Consider the following 17,492-nt stretch of genomic DNA (forward strand, 5'->3'; position numbering starts at 1 on the left):
CAGCTGGCCGACGGATGCCGTGAACCGGCTCGTTCGCACGGCATTGTTCGTTCCCTACTCCCCTTGGGTCGACAGCGTCTATTGGACCCTCGGCATCGAGATTGCCTTTTATGCCGTCGTCTGGACCTTGCTGTGGCTCGGCCGCTTCCATCTGATGGAGATCGTGGCCGTCGTGATCGGCATGGTCAGCACGCTCTTCTGGTGCCTGTATTATCCCCTCGACTGGTCGGACTTTGCCGAGACGCGTTGGCTCGCCCTGCTGCTGGTGCATCACGGATGCTTCTTTGCGACGGGCGTCATGATCTGGCTGATGCGATTCAAGGCGGTGACGCCCTTCCGTCTTGGCCTCTGCGCGCTGTTTCTCGTTGGCTGCGTCCTGCAGATCGCCAGTTCGGTCGATGTTCACACCGTAAAGGTCGAAGAGCAGATGCCGTACGCGCCACCGATCGTCTTCTTCCTCGTTGCCATCGCGCTGATGGCATGGTCGTTGCGGCTCGACCTGTCCTGGCGCGGCTGGCGCCGGATCGGCCTGATGACCTACCCTCTCTATCTGATCCATGATGTCGTCGGCGCTGCCATTCTCGGCGCCCTGATGCGTGCGGGAGTGCCATACCTGCTTTCGGTGGTCATAGTCGGGGCGACCATGATCGCCGCGAGCTGGCTGATTGCGATCGAAGCCGAACCGCGAATCCGGCTTCTGCTCGACCACACCATCTTCCGCTATCGTCTCAGGGCGGCGTAACCGCGCCGGCGTGTCGCGCCGGTTCGTGGCTGCAAACATGCTGCTGTGGAATGTGCGGCGCGAAGCAATAGTGCCCACGCGCTTTGCAAGTGGTGAGCCCTCTCCTCTACCGTGTCGACCCATCGCGGCGCGGGTCAAGCGAGGCCCACGCATAGAGCATCATTCCCGCCGATACTGTCGGCTTCATGCCCAGCCGCCGATCATGGCCTGATCGAGGGCATTCATGTTCGCTCACGCCGGCGCCGGCCTCGCCGCACAGAATGACGATCGCCCAACATCCGCGGGCCTCAGGTGTTTGCCTTCGTCCGCGCTTCCGATTTTTCCAGATAGTAGCTCGAATACCTGTCGAAGAATTTCTCCGAGCCGCCGATCGATCCATACTTCGCCAGCTTCTTCAAATCGACCTTGTTCAACACCACGCCGACGACCTTGTTGGCGATATAGGGTTCCGAACTCAGTATGGATTGCACCATCGCACGCGGCGTGCGCCCCCACTCGGTCACGAGCACGAAGCCGTCGGCAAGCGGAGCAAAAGCCTTGGCATCGACCACGGGGCCGAGCGGCGGCAGATCGACAACGATGTATTCGAAGGTTTCCTTGGCGTTGTCGATGAAACGCCGCATTCCGGCCGACGACAGAAGCTCGCTTGTGTGCGAGAAATGACCGCGCGGGACGGCTGGGACGATCGCCAGCTTCGTCTGTCGGTCGATCTTGCCAACGGACTGCCAGTTCTGCCCGCTCACCACCGCTTCCATCAGACCTTGCTCGGCCTCCATGCCAAGGCTGCGGCTGAGGCCAGGGTTGCGCAGATCGCCGTCGACCAGCAGCGTTTTGGAGCCGTTGGCGGCAAGCAGCCCGGCAAGGTTCGCCGCCACGGTCGACTTGCCCTCGCCGGGAAGGACCGAGATCACGCCGATGACCCGGCTGCCTTGCCCTTCCAATACGACGTCAAAGGCAATCTTGGCGCTGCGCAGCGTTTCGGAAAACATCGAGGCCGGAGCGTCGATGCTCACCCGCATGCGCGCGCGTCTTTCGGCGGCCGACGGTGATTGGGCGGTTTTGACATCCGCCTGACCGTCATCGCGCTTGTCCTCCTTGGCGACCTTGCTGCCGATGATCGGCAGATAGCCGAGGAATTTGAGGCCGACGCGATCGCGAACGTCCTCGCCGGTCCTGAAGAACCGTTCCCTGAATTCATTCAGGCCGCCGACCCCGGCCCCCATCATCAGCCCAAGCACAAGCGAAAGTCCCAGCACAATGGACGTGCGCGGGGTTGCCGCCGACTGCGGCAGCGTCGCGTCCGAGATGACGCGGATCTTGCCGACCGGGAAGGATTGCTGCTGAGAGGCTTCCTCGTAGCGGCCAAGGAACGTCTGATAGAGCGTCGAGAGCGCCGTTGCCTTCTGTTCCAGTTCGCGCAGCTTGACCTGCGACTGGTTGTCGGTGGAACTCTTGCCGGCCGCTAACGCGACATTTGCGCGGAGCGCCGTTTCGCGCGCGAGAGCGACTTCGTATTCGTTGCGGTAGCTTTCGGTCAATTGCTTCAGCTCGCCGAAAATCTGCGCCGATATGTCGGCCTTTTCCTTGGCAAGCGCGACCGCCTGGGGATGGTCGGCCCCAAAATTGGCTTCGACATCCTGCTGCCGCTTGGCAACAGTGAGATAGCGGGTCTTGAGCGTTGAAATGACCGAGTTGCTGGGCTGGTCAGCGGATATGGCGGCATCCCTGAATGCGTTGTCCGAGCCGCTTTCGACGATCGACTTGTACTGCTGATAGCGGGCGCTGGCGCGGGCGGTATCGGCCTGCGCTTCAATGAGCTGCTCATTGAGGTCAGACAGTTGCTTGTCGCTGATCAACTGACCATTGTTATTGACGGCCAATCCATGTTCGGCCCTGAACTTCTCGACGGCGAGCGACGCTGCCTGGGAACTTTCGCGAAGCTCGGTCAGCCGGCCTTGCAGCCAGACCGCCGCTCGCTCGGTCGCATCGAAGCTCGCATCGAGCTGATCGGCGAGATAGGCGTCGGAATAGGCCTTGGTGATCGCGGTCGCAAGTGCGGGGTCCGTCGCCTGATAGGCGATGGAGATCACGTAGCTTCGACCGACGCGCTCGGCTTGCACCTCGTTCTGCAGTTTGAGGATTGCGTAATCGCGGCGTGACGAGGCGATCATCGCCTCACGTGTCGCCGCGTCGAGCTGGGTAACGTCGGTGGTGCCCACCACAGCGGGGCTGGGACGGAAGTATCTGATCACGCCGCGCACAAAACCGTTGGCCTTCGACACGGCCGACGTCGGAGGGTTCATGAAAGCGTCGTTCTGATCGAGCTTCTGCTTGTCGACGACCACCGCCGCCAGTCTCGCCGAGTGCAGAATTTCGATCTGGCTCAGAATGGCGGAATCGGTCTGCATGCTGACCGACGCCGCCGAAACCTCGTCGACGACCTTGTTCAAGCCTTCGTCGATCAGCACGCTGCTCGTCGCCATGTAGGTGGGAGGCGTGGTCTGCAAATAGAGCACGCCCAGAAAAAGACCGATGGCGGCGCATACCGCAACCACCTTTGCCTGCCTTGCAGCCATGCTGAGCAGGCGCTCGACATCGATGAAATCTTCGGCGCCAACAGCGTCCGAACTCGGCAATGGCTTCCTCTTGTCGAGAGGAAAATTGGCATAATTCATCTTCGGTCCAATTCTAGTTTGCATCTAGAGCGGCGGTCCCTCAAGTCGAACTGTGCCGCCGCTCTATCTCTTGTTTGAGCATCGGATTTTCCCAAAACCAGTCTCCGTTTTGGGTCCGATGCTCTGGTTTGCAGGCGCTAGAGCAAGATCGGGGGCATCAGCATAAGTGCAACGCAAGCTTCATGCCAGACACTGCGAGACCCAGGCGGCCAAACATGTCGGCGTGTCTTGCGTCACCATTCATACGCTAATGCTCCCCAAAAATGGGCTTTATGCGGCTTCCACCCGGCGCTCATGCGACCGGACGAACTCCTGAAGCATCTCGAAGATCGGCCCCTTCATGTCGTCACGCGCCAGCGCGAAGGCGACATTGGCCTGGATGAACCCTTCTTTCGAACCGCAGTCGAACATCCGGCCATTGAAGGGCTGGGCGAAGAAAGCCTGGCTCTGCGCAAGGCGGACCATGGCGTCGGTCAGCTGGATTTCGTTGCCGGCGCCGCGTTGCTGATTGCCGAGCAGCGCGAATATCTCAGGCTGCAGGATATAGCGGCCGTTGATGTAGTAGTTCGACGGCGCATTGGCGGGAGCCGGCTTTTCGACCATGGCGGTCACCTCGAAACCCGAGCCGACATCCGCGCCGCAGCCGACGATACCGTATTTGCTGGTTTCGGTCGGGTCGCAGCGCTCGACGGCGATGACGTTTCCGCCGGTCTGCGCATAGAGGTCGGTAATTTCGGCGAGACATCCGCGCCCGCCGAAGGACACCATGTCCGGCAACAGCAATGCGAAGGGCTCATCGCCGATGACCTCCCGGGCGCACCACACCGCATGGCCGAGACCTTGCGGCGACTGCTGCCGGATGAAGCTCGTCGCACCGGCCACGGGAAGCAGGCTTTCGAGCGCCTGAAGCTGCGCCGTCTTACCGGTCTGCTCCAAAGTCCCGATCAATTCCGGATGCAGGTCGAAATAATCCTCGATGACCGCCTTGTTGCGGCCCGTCACGAAGACAATGTGCTCGATGCCGGCTTCGAACGCCTCGTCCACCGCATATTGCACGACAGGCCTGTCGACGACCGGCAGCATTTCCTTCGGCATCGATTTGGTCGCCGGCAGGAATCGCGTTCCAAGCCCCGCTACCGGTATGACTGCCTTCCTGACTTTCTTCATCGCATATTCCTTCTGAGGAGATCGACTTCAACCTGTCGCAGGCCGCGAAAACTGTTTTTCACCTGCCTGCACCTTTCACCTCCCCCGCACCCACGGCAAATTGCGCCGCCACCCTTCGCAGCCGGACGGCGATCGGCATGCTCATATGCCGAACCGCCGCCGGATCGCTGAGCGCCGTCCACACCGCCTTGAGCGGGGATCGCGCCTTGATGTGCTGGACCAGCGACAGGAACGACGCCGCCTTGCGCAGGCTGCGCGTGCGCCTTGCGAAAGCGGCCTCGGCCTTTGCGTCCATCGAATGGGTCCTGGCGAAGACGAGATCGGCCTTGCGCATCGCCTCGACGTGATGAAGTTCGAGCACGCGGGAAATGGAGCCGGTGCGGATATGGTAGACATAGCCGGTCGTCGGCTCGACCACGCATTTGCCGCCCTTGGCCAGGGCACTGGCCAACAGGATGTAATCTTCGCCGATGATCAGGCCTTCGTCATAACGAAGCCCGTTTTCGTTCAGGAACCGGCGCTGGAAGATCGGCTTGAGATAGCCGAGATTGAATCTCGATTCGAAGACCACATTGCCGGCGATATAGTCCGCCAGCGAGATTTCACTCAAGCCGTCCAGATAGTCGGCCGGGAACATCGTCTCTTCGGCAACGCCGTCCTCGCGAACGACCTGGAGATTGTCGACCGCGATCTCGGCGCCCGCTTTCTCCGCGCGGTCAATCATGGTGCAGATCCGCCCGGGATAGACCGCGTCGTCGGAATCGAGGACCGCGATCCATCTGCCGCGGGCAAGCTCAAGGCCGGCATTCCTGGCGCCGCCGGGGCCACGGTTTTGCTCAAGTGCGACAACACGCACGATGTCTTCGGGGTAGGATCGCGCCAGATCGAGCGTCCGGTCGCGCGACTGGTCGTCGACGACGATGATTTCGACGCTGACATCACGCTGGGCGATGGCGCTGGCGATCGCCCGCTCGATGGTCAGCTCCGCATTGTAGGCGGCAATGACAAAGGTGACGTCAGGCTGCACGCTTGCCCCCTTCCTGCGGCGAGGGCAGGCCATACTGGCGGATTTCACGCACACCGACGAGACCGCTCACGACGCCGACATGCATGATGCCGCGAAGCACGCTGCGGTTCCTGCGCACAGGATTGATGGCGACCGGGATTGCCGATGCGAAACAAAAAACCGCCTTTGCCGAGGCAAGGCCGACTTGCCTGACCAATGCGAGGCCATTCGCGTCGCGTCCGAGGAGATGCCCATGCGTCTGCCCGACGCGAAACCGGCGGCGGCGGAGCCAGTCGAATGCGGCCCTGGCGCGCGGCACCGCTTCGTCGACCCAGGCCTGCGGCGAAAAGGCGATGCGACCGCCGGCCTTGACCATATGGTCGAAGAATTCGGTGTCCTCGCCGCCGGTCTGGCCACGCGCGAGGCTGAACCGCCGGCCGCGGAGGCTATCGGCGCCCATCCTGAGCAGAACGTTGCAGGTGTAGCCGGTGCGGATCTCGCCGCGCACCCAGACGGGCAAGGTGGAGTGGAAATCGCCGCGACGCATCCAGTCGGGCGCGTCCGGCCGATAGCACGCCCGCACCGGTCCGAGCACGGCGGCGGCACCACTCGCTTCCGCCGTCGCAACCAGTTCGGCGAGCCATCTGGAAGATGCTGTTTCGTCGTCGTCGAGGAAAGCGACGAAATCCGACGTGCTGGCGTCAAGGCAGGCGTTGCGGGCGATCGAGATGTTGCGCGCCGGACAATGACGATAGCTGATCGGCAGCTTCAACGTCTCCGCCAGCGTCGCCACCAGCAGCTCGGCCGTCGGGCCGTCATCATTGTCGGCGACGATGACGCGGATGTCGAATCCCGAAGGCACATCCAGGGCGGCAATGGAGCGGAGCGTGTCGGCAAGCTCCGGCCGCCGAAACGTGCAGACGCAGATATCTATGCTGCGGTTTTTTTCGGCCATCACGCCACCCTCCTACGCTGCGATCGCGGCCCAAGCAGTTGCAGCCAGAAGCCGACGGACCAGCCGAAATGCATGACCATCGCCGAAATCCCGGCAAGCGCACTGTCCGGATTGCGCTGGCTGATAGCGGTCCACACGCCATAGCCGAGACAAACCGACGCCCACACCACAAGCGGCACGACCGCCAGCCAATGCACGAAGAAAAAGGCAGAGAGAAGGACGACGGGGAACACCAGAAGCGGCACCATCTGCCGGACCTTCGGTATCATGCGGTGCTTGAGAACGTTCTTTGCCCGGCCGCGGCCATAGCCGAGATACTGGAAATAGAGGCCGGCGAGCGACGCGCGCGGGTAATAGATCATTTGCGTCCTGCCGCTCATCCAGATCCGGTAACCCGCCTTGCGCAGCCGGTAGTCGAGTTCCGCATCCTCGTTGTGGCTGAACGTCTCGTCATAGCCGCCGACGGCCTTGAAGGCCGATATCCGCATCAGCGCATGGTGGCCGTGATCGACCCACTCTCCCACTGAGAGATGCCGATGCTTGGAGCCGCCCGTGCCGAGCTTGGAATTCTGTGCAGCCGCCACCGCTTTCTGCACCGTGCTGCTGCCGCTGGTCAGCATCGAGACGACGACCGAATCCGCGCCGGTGGCCAGGGCCTCCTCGACCAATCGATCGCAATAATCCAGGGGATAGCCGCCATGCGCATCGATGCGAATAAGATATTCGGCCCCTTCGCCGTAACTGGCGACGGCGAGATTGATCGCCGCGCTCTGGAGGCGCTTTTCATTGTGAAGAAGGATGATCCGCGGATCCTTGCCGGCGATCTCCTCGACGATCGCCCTTGTGCCGTCCGTGCTGCCGCCATCGGCAACGACGATCCGGGCACCGAGCCTCTCGGCCGCGGGTCGAAGCTGATCAACAAGCGCGCCGATGTGAGCCGCTTCGTTCAGGCACGGAATCACGATCAGGCTGGGCGCAAGCATTTCGGTTTGCGTCATTGGCCCATGTCCATCCCTAGCCATCCTAAGCCAGTGCCTCGGCGGCATACGGACCGGGCACAGCCGTCAACCCGCGCAGCTTCTCGACGAGTGCCCGGCAATCGCTGCGATCATGGCTCCAGGTTCGCGGATTGCGGGCAAGAACACGCGCCCGCAATTTCCCGAAACGATGCTCCTCCATATTGCCCAAGGCGGCTTCCAGCGCCTCAGGCGTGGCTTTAGGCAAAAGAACGCCGATGCCCTGCCGGTCGAGAAACCGGCCGGTTTCGGTGTTGCCCATCGAGATCGGCACCGCGCCGAAGCGGCAGCCCTCATAGAGGCGATTGGGCAGCAGCCATTCGGAATTCAGCCCCTGCTCGAAAAAGTCGATGGCCCAGGAAAAATGAACCTCGTGGTAAATCGTTGCCATGTCCTCGGGGTTCCGATAGGCCCCGCCAAACGAGAGCCAGGGCTCGGATTCGACGAAACCGTGAAAATCCGGAAATTCGGAAAGCGCCGGACGGCCTCTGAGGACGATTTCGAAGCGGCCCTCGAGCCGTCGGGAAAATTCGGCCAGAAGCTCCAGGGAGCGGCGGCACCGGAGTGCGCCGAACCAGCCGATCCGCCAAGGCGGAGCGACGGGGACCTCCGCCACTGTGCGATCATCCAGAGAAACCGCGGCAGGCTCGAAATATTTGTTTTCGAGCAGTTCGACCGGCGCGGCAATCTGCCCGAACGGCTTGAAATAGTTGGCGATGAAGGCCGGCGAACTGGTCACCAGCAGCTTTACATCCCTGGCCAGATAGCGCTCCGCGCCGCGCATCGCCTTGCCCAGAAAGTCGTCGCGAAGCACAAGGCGATGGATGTCGAGGCACTCGTAGACGATCGGCACCGTCGCCTGGAACGCCGATCTGGCACGCCGGGCAAGCGCCAGCATTTCCAGATTGCGCGCGATGATAAGGTCGGGTCGCGGCATCGAGCCGAGCTTCGAGCCGATCGAAACCGCCGCACTTGTGACCGCTGACAGCCGCTGGGCGAATCGGCCGTCGCGCGTCGCGCCAAGGTCGATCGGCTGCAAGCCCTCGACCTCGGCGATCGGGCTTGCTGTCCGACGGAAGCCCGCCAGTGTGACCTGGGCGCCGCCTGCCTTGAGCATTATGATCCGCCGGCGCACGGCCGGGTCGGAGACGTCGTGTACCAAGTACAAGACATGCAGCATGAAAACTCGACCGCTGTTGGCCCGCCCGCAAGAATCCTAGTACAGCTCGTGCTGCATCGCAACATTTTTGGTGCAGCGTAGCAAAAATCCACGTTTTTTGTTGCGCTGCAAAATTATTGCCGTAGTTTGATGGTGGCATCGGGCGCGGGTCGGGACATCGGGACCGGCACAAAAATCAGGGACCCTGAATTTGCAAGCCAATGCATTCGACCCGCCAGAGGGCTCTCTCCGCAGATCGGTCGGACGCGGCGCTATCATCACGGCTTTGGCGCAATCGGTGCGGGTTGCGACGCAGATCGTCTCCGTCATCGTGCTGTCGCGCCTGCTGTCGCCGCAGGACTTCGGTGTGGTGGCGATGTGCGCACCGGTGCTTGCCTTCATCGCGCTGTTCCAGGATTTCGGCCTGACCCAGGCCACGATCCAGAAAAGCGGAATCAGGCATGAGGAGATCAACTACCTCTTCTGGGTCAATGTCGCGGTCAGCACGTTGCTCGCTTGCGTGCTTGCCGGTTCGGCGCCGCTGGTCGCCGCTTTCTACGGCGAACCGCGGGTGGCAGGTTTGGTGGCAGCACTTGGGCTGCAGATCATAGCCTATGGGCTGGGCGCCCAGCATCTGGCGCTGCTGACACGCCGCATGCAGTTCGGCCGCCTGGCTATCATCGACGTCGCAAGTGCCGTCGCTGGCCTCGTCGTATCGATTGCATGGACTTTCATCGACCGTTCCTACTGGGCACTTTTTGCCGGCACGCTGACAACAGCCGTGCTGCCCACGCTTTGCTTCTGGGCAAACTCGCGATGGCGCCCTAGCCTGCCGCGCAAGGTCGATGGCATCAGCGACCTGATCAATTTCGGCGCCGGCATCACCGGGTTCAATTTCACCAATTTCTTTGCCCGCAATCTCGACAATGTGCTGATCGGAAAATATTGGGGCGAAGCGCAGCTTGGGCTTTATGACCGGGCCTACAAGCTGCTTCTGTTTCCGTTGAGCCAGATCACCAATCCGCTGTCGAAGGTCATGGTGCCGGCTCTTTCCAGGCTGAAGGACGAGCCGGACCGCTACCGCAGCGCCTATCTTCGCGTCATGCCGCTGATCTTGCTGGTTGCACTTCCCGGCGTCGCCTTCGCCACCGCGATGTCCGACGTGCTGATACCGTTCGTGCTCGGCGAGCAGTGGCGGCAGAGTTCCAGCATCTTCCTGGCGCTCGGTTTTGCCGGGCTGCTGCAGCCGCTCAACAACCCGGCGGGATGGCTTTTCATCAGCCAGGGTCGTTCGGGCGATTTCATGCGCTGGGGCATCATAGCGGCCGTTACATCGGTGCTGGCCTTCTTGGTCGGCCTGCCTTATGGCGCGCTGGGGGTGGCGATCGCCTATGCGATCAGCGAGTATCTCAAAACACCTTTCTTGTGGTTGTATATCGGCAAGACCGGGCCGCTGCGGGCAAGCCACATGCTTCGCGCGGCAACGCCTTTCGTGCTTGGCGCGCATCTGGCGCTTGCCGCGATCTGGTTTGCCAAGCCGCTGCTGCCGCAACAGCACATCGTCGCCATGGCGAGCGCGGTTGTGCTGTCCTACATGATCACCATCGTGACCGCGCTGGCGTTTGCTTCCGGCCGTGAAGCATTGCGGGAGGCTCTGAAACTCCTGCCGGCACGGGCGCCCGCGGCAGCACCAAGCGAGGCGAAGTAACTTGCACGGACATCCATACGAGAAGCAGGTCTGATCCCATGCACTACCGATCGATCTCCGACATGAACGATGCGATTGTCAGGAACCTTCACCGGTTGCCGCGCGACATCGACCTGGTGGTCGGCGTTCCCCGAAGCGGGATTCTCGCCGCCACACTGCTCAGCCTGACGGCGAACATCCCGATGACCGATCTGGACAGCTTCCTGGCCGGAAAGATCTATACTTCGGGGGTCACCAAACGCCGCGCCGCGCTCGACCGGCAGGCCTCCGACATGCGCAAGGTTCTGGTGATCGACGACAGCGTCAGCGGCGGTGCCGCCATGCGCGAGGCGCGCAGCCGGGTAGAGGCCGCCGGAATCAAGGCGGACTTCACCTTTGCCGCGGTGTTCGGCCTGCTGCCCCAGCACGAGGAAACCGATGTCGTCCTGGAAGTCGTGCCGCATCCAAGGATGTTCCAATGGAACTTCATGCACCACAAATTCCTCGCGCAATGCTGCGTCGACATTGACGGCGTGCTCTGCCTGGACCCGACCGAAGCCGAGAACGACGACGGCCCCGCCTATGAGAAATTCCTGAGCGAAGCGCTGCCTCTGTTTGGCCCGACCCGCAAGATCGGCTGGCTCGTCACCAGCCGGCTCGAGAAATACCGCGCGCTTACCGAAGCATGGCTCGCAAAGCACGGCGTCGAATACGACAAGCTGATCATGCTTGACCTGCCGAGCAAGGCGGAACGGCAACGGCTTGGCGTGCATGGCAGCTTCAAAGCCGATTTCTACCGCAAATCCGACGCCATCCTGTTCATCGAGAGCGAGCACCAGCAGGCCCTCAAGATCGCCAAGCTTTCCGGCAAACCGGTGCTGTGCGTCGAAACGCATCTGGTAAGTTATCCCGATACGCTGTCGCTTCCGGCACTTGGGCAGACGGCACGCAACCTTCCCAGCAGATTGCGGGAGATCAGTTCGCCTGACGGGCGCAAGACGGCGATCAAGACAGTCGCGCGCACGCTGCTCGGCGAACGCGGCTACGAGACGCTCAAGAGCCGGGTCAAACGGCCGGCCTGAACCTGGCTTCGGGGCTTTGAACCTATATCCCGATGGAATCGGGATGGGTCCTATCTCCTAGTTGGCTATGATCTTTTCCGAACCTAAGGTCCGGGATCAAGGTCTAGAGCGGTTCATCGTTTCGCGGAAACGCCGAACCGCTCTATCTCTTTGTTTCTGCGCAATTCCGGACGGAAAACCGTTTCACACTTTCCTGGCATTGCTCTAGGCTGCCTGCCGCGAAGGCTGCCGTGCCGCCCTGTCGAGCATCGAGAAGAAGGTCGCGAACTGACCCGCCGGATCGAGTTCCGGTCGCCCGGAGAATGCACGGGCCGCCGCGGAAAGCCGCCCATATTCCTGGCTGTCGGTCCACAGACGCCTGACCACGGCCACCCAATCGGCGAGCGGGGCGTCGTAATCCAGCACCACGCCACCGGAGCCGATCGCTTCGGGCAGGCCGCCACGACGCGAGCCGACGACGGGAATGCCGCTGCAATGGGCTTCCGACGCCACCCGGCCCCAGGCCTCTTCCCACTTGCTGGGGGCGAGCAGGATTTTCGTGCGGCCATAAACGGTTTTCATGTCGCTGGTCCGGCTCTCCAGCGCGACGTTGCCGAGCGGCGCAATCGTCTGCTCGATCCGGGCCCGATGATCGTCGTCAAGCTTCCAGCTTTCAACGAACAGGAACGGGATTTCGGAGCAGGCGGCGGCAATGCGCACTGCAAGTTCGAAGCCTTTTTCCTCGTAGGGGTTGATCAGCGTGACAAACTCGCCTGTCGTGGGCGTGCTGTAGAGGGCGGGATTGATGGTCGGCGGTATAACCGTTGAATCGATATCGAATTTTGCCTTGTAGGTGCGCGCCGTGAATTCGGAATTGGCGATGTAAAGCGCCGAATGCAGCTCGCGCAGATCGCCGCCCAATTCGTGGAACTCGACATTTCGGAGATAGACGACCAGCGGCACGCCTTCGGCCTGCAGCGCCTTGCCGATCGGAACCGATTTGTGGCATTGGACCACGGCGACATCCGGCCTCAGCTTTTCGACGGCAAAACCCGCCGCCTCCCAGGGAAACCAGGCCCGCACGACCGGATAGCCCGGATAGCTGTCGATGACCGCGCGCTGCCTCAAAAGCTTCATCTTGGCGCGCGCCTTGTAGCCGAAAACGCCTTGGCCAAACAGGGCGGCGAGCACCGACGCCTCATGCCCGTGCTGGAGCAACTGCTCGGCAAGATGATGGGTGCTGGACTGGACACCGCCGCTGAATTGGGGCGTGTAACCGTTGCCGCCTGCAAAAAGCACTTTCATGGTTCGGCTCCTTGTCGCATTCTCAAATTTACCCGGCGATGACGGATCGCTTGTTTACGGTGATGGCTTGCGATCCGCCTTCAGGCATCCTGTTGCATCTCTAAATTGGCGAACGGATTGGTGCATGGCTGCCATCCGGTGAATCGGATCGGATCGATTGGCGAACTGCGCCGGGCATAGTCGGTCAGCATATGGAACTCGGCAATAACCCAGCGGTCGAAATGGCTCAGATCCTCTTTCTTCTGGTCGGGCAGAAACCGGCGCGCGGCGCCCAATTTCAGCTCTTCAAGCAGAGTGACCGCATCGCCCAGCTTTTTGTTTGGAAATATCCAGGGGTTCCGCTTCTGAAATTCCAGGACGAACTGCTGCAGATGTTCGATGCGCATGTTCAGCCTGCCGAAATATCTTTCGAGTGTGACGCGCACCAGGTCCTCGTCCGAAAGCGAGGAAACGGCGGCGTAGGCGATGCCGGTCGAAGCAACTCCGCCAGCCATGATGGCCAATGCCGCGCGCCGCGAAACCTTGATCATCCGGCCATTTCCTTTCCCGCTATCCGGCTCGCCGCCCGCAAGGACAGGGCTGCCGCGGTCAGGCTTGGGTTGGCACAGGAACAGCTTGGATATGTGCTCGAGCCGACGACGACCAGGTTCCTGAGCTGATGGTGGATCATATCCCGGTCGACGACTGAATCCGCCGGGCTCAAGCCCATCCTCAACGTGCCCTGGACGTGCGACTCGGTCGGCCGGATGCCGCGATCGAAAATCTCTTCGACCGGCAGCGGGGCCAGAAGCGCCGGCAGTTTCTCCTTTGCCCACGCCATGCCGTTGACGGCATAGTCGGACGCCCCCTTGAAACTGACGAAGGCGTTTTCATCCTCGTCGAGGATCACCAGATTTTCTGGCTCGAGCAGGTTTTCGGTGACAATGATGAGGGGAAGCGTCTGACGGATACGTCCCTTTTCGGGGCGCATCCCGTGCTGCCAACGGTTTTCGAAATAGACCAGCGCCGCCGCATGCTGCGATCTGTGGGCGCCGTCATAAAGGCCGAAATTCAAGCCGGTGGTGATGGTGCTGCCATCGAAATTGTCGACGCCGTCGAGATAGGCTTCGAAATTCCATCCGTAGGATTCGTGCAGGCCGCGCCCGACGAATTCGCCCGACAGACCAGACCGCAACATGATTGCCGGGCTCTGGATGGCATTGGCGCCCAGAATGAAAAGATCGCCGCTGACCGAATATTCCTTGCCGTCCTGCACGAATACGACCGAACGGACCGATCCGCCGACATGGTCGAGCCGGCGCACTTCAGCACCGAGGCAGACCGAAACGTCGGGATGCTCGAAGACGTGCATCAGGCCGTTGTTGGCGGTGAACTTCGCGTCGACCGGGCATAACCCGCATCGCAAATTGGCGCAGCACGAAGACCGCTGAGGGGTCGGCACGCGCGCCCTGGCTGTCGGCACGACAAAGTGCTGGTCCGGCTGCGCCGCTTTCATCATCCGGTCCGGCGTCGACATGCGATGCGGTGGTTGTGGAAACGGCCTGGAACGCGGCATCATCGCCGCCATGTCGGGGTCGCCTGAAATCGACATGACGTCCTCTGCATCGCAGTAGAACGGCTCGAGTTCGTCATAGCTGATCGGCCAGTCGTTGCCGACGCCATAGAGGCTTTTCAGCCTGAAGTCGTTCGGATGAAAGCGCGGCGTCTGCGCGAACCAGCAATTCGTTCCGCCTCCCAATCCGATGGTGTAGTTCCACGGCTTGTCGGAGTTGGTCTTGTAGGTGGTCTCTTCGTCGATGTCGGTGTTGACGTTCTGGTCGAGCTGCCATTCATGCGTGTTGTGCCGGCCCCATTCCAGAACCAGAATGCGAGCCTTTCGCTGCTTCGCGAACGCATGCAGGAAGAACGCCGAACCGAAACCGGAACCGATGGCGACAAGATCGAAATGTTCGTTGGCGATCTGTTCCGGCCTGACGCCCAGCACCATCAGATAAAACCCTTTGTTGATACGAGCGCGTTCATCAAAGCTTTCGTGACCGTCCTTGGTGTGCGAGCCGATCTTGCCATAAGCCTTTCCCGCAGCGTCTCACGCCGCCATCCTGCCGATCGAGTGGTATTCGATGCCGTGGCGGGCAATGACCTTCGGGTCGTAGAGGTTTCGGCCATCGAAAATGATCGGCGTGGTCAGCGCATCTTTCATCGCGTCGAAAGAAGGCGCGCGGAAGCTCTTCCACTCGGTGGCGATCAGGAGCGCGTCGGCGCCACGCAGCGCTGCCTCCTTGGTTCCGCACAAGAGCAGATCTTCGCGCTGTCCGTAGATGGCCTGGCATTCCTGCATCGCCTCAGGATCGTAGGCTTGCACCTTGGCACCGGCCTTCCACAGCGCTTCCATCAAGACACGTGCCGGCGCCTCGCGCATGTCGTCGGTGTCGGGTTTGAAGGCCAAGCCCCACAGCGCGAAGGTCCTGCCCTTCAGATTGCCCTCGAAATATCGATTCACCTTGTCGAACAAGACCGACTTCTGCTCGTTGTTGCGCTCCTCGACCGCGCGCAGCAGCTTGGCATCGAATTTGACGCCTTCCGCCGCCTTGATCAGGGCGCGCACATCCTTGGGAAAGCACGAGCCGCCATAGCCGAGCCCCGGATAGATGAAGTGGTAGCCGATGCGCGGATCGCTGCCGATGCCCTTGCGGACCTCCTCGATATCGGCGCCCAGCTCCTCGGCCAGATTGGCCATTTCGTTCATGAAGCTGATCTTGGTCGCCAGCATGCAATTGGCCGCGTATTTGGTGAATTCGGCGCTGCGCACATCCATCACGATCATCTTCTCGTGATTGCGGTTGAACGGCGCGTAAAGCTCACGCATCACCGCCTCGGTGCTCTCGCTGCCGGTGCCGACGATGATGCGGTCGGGCTTCATGCAATCGGCCACCGCGGAGCCTTCCTTGAGGAATTCCGGATTGGAGGCCACGTCGAAAGCCAGATCCTCGCGCCCTCGCGCCTTCAGCGTCGCGGCGATCCTAGCCTTTACCTTTTCGCAGGTGCCGACCGGCACGGTCGATTTGCCGACGACGATCTTGGGCGCGTCCATCTCCCGGCCGATGGCCTCGGCGACGGCCAGCACATATTTGAGGTCGGCCGAACCATCCTCTCCCGGAGGCGTGCCGACGGCGATCATCTGGATCTCGCCATGCCTGACCGCGGCGGCGGCGTCGGTGGTGAACTTGATACGGCCGGCCGCGTGGTTCTCCTTGACGAGGTTTTCGAGCCCGGGCTCGAAAATCGGGATGAGGCCCTGATTAAGCCGCTCGACTTTTTTCACGTCGATGTCGACGCACACGACCTGGTGCCCGACTTCGGCAAGCACCGCCGCCTGCACGAGACCGACATAGCCAATTCCAAAGACCGTCAAATTCATTTGGTTTCATCCCTGTTCAAGGCTTCGGAGCGCTTTCGGTCCGGCCGGTTCAGATTAGCCTTCACTTTATGCTGCATGCCAGCGATTCCGGAAACTGGCATGGCTGGCCGAGCGCCGTGAATGCGACGCGGTCCACTTGCATGGTGAGCTTGCGCCCCGGGTCCGAAAACGGGCCCAACCAGCCCTTCATCGTGTCGCTGCCCCAGAGGCTGAAGAATATCTTTTGCGCATGGCTGGGCAGCTTTGCCGGATCGGTGATCGTGTTCACCAGCTGGCCATTGACGTACCAGCGCAGCCGGTCCTTCTCCCAGACGAAGGCGTAGTCGTTGAAAGCCTTGTCGGCGCCGCCCGCGACATCCACCAATTTCTCGTTGTTGCCCTTGCCGGCTATGTAGGCGTTGACCTGTACTTTGGAGGTGTCCTTGGTCAGCACCTCGAAGTCGATTTCATCCCATGGCTGCTTGTCGGAGGGGCCGATGTAGGAAAAGAAGGCGGCGTTGATGCCGGAGGCCGCATCGGTTTTCATCCGCGCCTCATAGGTGCCATAGCCGAAGCGCTGCTTGGTCTGGATCTCGCCGCAGGCAAAATCGCGATCCTTCAGCTTCCGCTTTTCGAAACCGAGCGTCAGCATACCGTCGGAAAGCTCGACCAGGCTTTTGGACCAGGTGCAGTTCTGATGGCTGCCGTTCGTCCAGCCGTCGGCAACGTACCAGCGCGCACGGTCGAAGCTGGTGAAAGCATCGACGAACGATGGCGCAGTCGGGATATCCTGCGAACGGGACGGGGTCGGACCTGCAACCAGGCTGCCGAGCGCGACCAGCAGAAACGCGCCGCCCGAACAGAGCTGCCTCAGGTTCCCTTGCCTGATCGAGCGCGTGAACGGGCTGCCGCCGGTTGCTGGGGTGGACGTGCTTTTCGGATCCGCGTTCATACCAAACTCACCTTTGTGCTGTGCGCCCCCAACCCAAAGTCGACGTTCAAACCATGACGAAACGAGCTGATCTTGACCTTCTGCCAGTACCTTTCTTGTGCTGCCTCTTTCTTGCCCAGCCGCACCAAACCTCTTGTCTGTGGCGCCACCAAGGATATTGAGGCTCACCCGGCGCCGACGGCCGGTTTGGCGAAATCAGCCTTGGTCGTCGAGCTACGCTGGGCGCTTTCATCGAAGATTGCATCCAGCGAATGACGGAGATCCTTCATCAATTCGTTCTGCCGCACGAGCGCCACGATGCGCTGCTCGCAATTCAGGATCGACTTCGTCAGTTCGCTGACTTCGGCGGATCTGCTGGAGGAGGCCGCCC

Annotated in this window: 14 protein-coding genes and 1 pseudogene; 3 read left to right on the plus strand and 12 right to left on the minus strand. The window is 61.4% G+C overall.

Annotated elements, in window-relative coordinates; translation table 11 throughout:
- The coding region (locus tag E5W87_RS12835) for an acyltransferase (protein ID WP_292397710.1) at positions 1 to 742 on the plus strand (742 nt) is incomplete at its 5' end.
- A gap of 287 nt (positions 743 to 1,029) precedes the next feature.
- Here E5W87_RS12835 and E5W87_RS12840 read toward each other — a convergent pair.
- From E5W87_RS12840 to E5W87_RS12865, 6 genes are all read right to left on the minus strand, one after another.
- On the minus strand, positions 1,030 to 3,417 hold the full coding sequence (locus tag E5W87_RS12840; protein WP_292397712.1) for a polysaccharide biosynthesis tyrosine autokinase: 2,388 nt from the start codon (positions 3,415 to 3,417) through the stop codon (positions 1,030 to 1,032).
- Positions 3,418 to 3,687: 270 nt separating this feature from the next.
- Positions 3,688 to 4,584, minus strand: a complete 897-nt coding sequence (locus E5W87_RS12845) for a UTP--glucose-1-phosphate uridylyltransferase (RefSeq protein ID WP_128285602.1) — start codon at positions 4,582 to 4,584, stop codon at positions 3,688 to 3,690.
- 58 nt (positions 4,585 to 4,642) lie between these two features.
- The gene (locus tag E5W87_RS12850; RefSeq protein WP_292397714.1) at positions 4,643 to 5,611 is read right to left on the minus strand and encodes a glycosyltransferase family 2 protein; all 969 of its coding nucleotides are present in this window, start codon (positions 5,609 to 5,611) and stop codon (positions 4,643 to 4,645) included.
- A complete protein-coding gene (locus E5W87_RS12855) occupies positions 5,601 to 6,545 on the minus strand; it encodes a glycosyltransferase (protein ID WP_292397716.1) in 945 nt (314 codons plus the stop codon). Before E5W87_RS12855 ends, E5W87_RS12850 begins: the two co-directional genes overlap by 11 nt.
- The gene (locus tag E5W87_RS12860) at positions 6,545 to 7,543 is read right to left on the minus strand and encodes a glycosyltransferase family 2 protein (protein ID WP_292397718.1); all 999 of its coding nucleotides are present in this window, start codon (positions 7,541 to 7,543) and stop codon (positions 6,545 to 6,547) included. Before E5W87_RS12860 ends, E5W87_RS12855 begins: the two co-directional genes overlap by 1 nt.
- Positions 7,544 to 7,568: 25 nt before the next feature.
- On the minus strand, positions 7,569 to 8,741 hold the full coding sequence (locus E5W87_RS12865) for a glycosyl transferase family 1 (RefSeq protein ID WP_292397720.1): 1,173 nt from the start codon (positions 8,739 to 8,741) through the stop codon (positions 7,569 to 7,571).
- A 190-nt stretch (positions 8,742 to 8,931) separates the two neighbouring features.
- On the opposite strand from E5W87_RS12865, the gene E5W87_RS12870 reads away from it, so the two are divergent.
- Together E5W87_RS12870 and E5W87_RS12875 are read left to right on the plus strand one after the other, a co-directional pair.
- Positions 8,932 to 10,428, plus strand: a complete 1,497-nt coding sequence (locus E5W87_RS12870) for a lipopolysaccharide biosynthesis protein (RefSeq protein ID WP_292397722.1) — start codon at positions 8,932 to 8,934, stop codon at positions 10,426 to 10,428.
- A gap of 38 nt (positions 10,429 to 10,466) precedes the next feature.
- Entirely contained in the window at positions 10,467 to 11,489 is a 1,023-nt protein-coding gene (locus E5W87_RS12875; RefSeq protein ID WP_367118821.1) for a phosphoribosyltransferase, read from the plus strand.
- Positions 11,490 to 11,693: 204 nt separating this feature from the next.
- On the opposite strand, the gene E5W87_RS12880 is transcribed toward E5W87_RS12875, so the two are convergent.
- From E5W87_RS12880 to E5W87_RS12905, 6 genes and pseudogenes are all read right to left on the minus strand, one after another.
- Entirely contained in the window at positions 11,694 to 12,773 is a 1,080-nt protein-coding gene (locus tag E5W87_RS12880; protein WP_292397727.1) for a glycosyltransferase, read from the minus strand.
- 80 nt (positions 12,774 to 12,853) lie between these two features.
- Positions 12,854 to 13,303 (minus strand): hypothetical protein, encoded by a 450-nt coding sequence (locus tag E5W87_RS12885; protein WP_292397729.1) that lies wholly within the window; start codon positions 13,301 to 13,303, stop codon positions 12,854 to 12,856.
- Positions 13,300 to 14,760, minus strand: coding sequence for a GMC family oxidoreductase (locus tag E5W87_RS12890; RefSeq protein ID WP_292397730.1), 1,461 nt, complete (start codon positions 14,758 to 14,760; stop codon positions 13,300 to 13,302). The genes E5W87_RS12885 and E5W87_RS12890 overlap by 4 nt, the downstream gene beginning before the upstream one ends.
- Before the next feature lie 99 nt (positions 14,761 to 14,859).
- Positions 14,860 to 16,191 (minus strand): UDP-glucose/GDP-mannose dehydrogenase family protein, encoded by a 1,332-nt coding sequence (locus E5W87_RS12895; RefSeq protein WP_292397732.1) that lies wholly within the window; start codon positions 16,189 to 16,191, stop codon positions 14,860 to 14,862.
- 61 nt (positions 16,192 to 16,252) lie between these two features.
- Positions 16,253 to 17,122 carry a family 16 glycosylhydrolase gene (locus tag E5W87_RS12900; RefSeq protein ID WP_292397733.1) on the minus strand — a complete coding sequence of 290 codons (870 nt, stop codon included), beginning with the start codon at positions 17,120 to 17,122 and terminating at the stop codon, positions 16,253 to 16,255.
- Positions 17,123 to 17,286: 164 nt separating this feature from the next.
- Positions 17,287 to 17,492: pseudogene (locus tag E5W87_RS12905) on the minus strand (hypothetical protein); the annotation flags it as partial.

This window comes from Mesorhizobium sp., assembly GCF_004962925.1.
Taxonomy (GTDB): Bacteria; Pseudomonadota; Alphaproteobacteria; order Rhizobiales; family Rhizobiaceae; genus Mesorhizobium.

Coding starts and splice junctions, on each gene's coding strand:
- E5W87_RS12860 (WP_292397718.1), bottom strand. CDS start 7,543: ATGACGCAAACCGAAATGCTTGCGCCCAGCCTGATCGTGATTCCGTGC.
- E5W87_RS12895 (WP_292397732.1), bottom strand. CDS start 16,191: ATGAATTTGACGGTCTTTGGAATTGGCTATGTCGGTCTCGTGCAGGCG.
- E5W87_RS12890 (WP_292397730.1), bottom strand. CDS start 14,760: ATGGTGCTGGGCGTCAGGCCGGAACAGATCGCCAACGAACATTTCGAT.
- E5W87_RS12855 (WP_292397716.1), bottom strand. CDS start 6,545: ATGGCCGAAAAAAACCGCAGCATAGATATCTGCGTCTGCACGTTTCGG.
- E5W87_RS12840 (WP_292397712.1), bottom strand. CDS start 3,417: ATGAATTATGCCAATTTTCCTCTCGACAAGAGGAAGCCATTGCCGAGT.
- E5W87_RS12885 (WP_292397729.1), bottom strand. CDS start 13,303: ATGATCAAGGTTTCGCGGCGCGCGGCATTGGCCATCATGGCTGGCGGA.
- E5W87_RS12865 (WP_292397720.1), bottom strand. CDS start 8,741: ATGCTGCATGTCTTGTACTTGGTACACGACGTCTCCGACCCGGCCGTG.
- E5W87_RS12875 (WP_367118821.1), top strand. CDS start 10,467: ATGCACTACCGATCGATCTCCGACATGAACGATGCGATTGTCAGGAAC.
- E5W87_RS12880 (WP_292397727.1), bottom strand. CDS start 12,773: ATGAAAGTGCTTTTTGCAGGCGGCAACGGTTACACGCCCCAATTCAGC.
- E5W87_RS12900 (WP_292397733.1), bottom strand. CDS start 17,122: ATGAACGCGGATCCGAAAAGCACGTCCACCCCAGCAACCGGCGGCAGC.
- E5W87_RS12845 (WP_128285602.1), bottom strand. CDS start 4,584: ATGAAGAAAGTCAGGAAGGCAGTCATACCGGTAGCGGGGCTTGGAACG.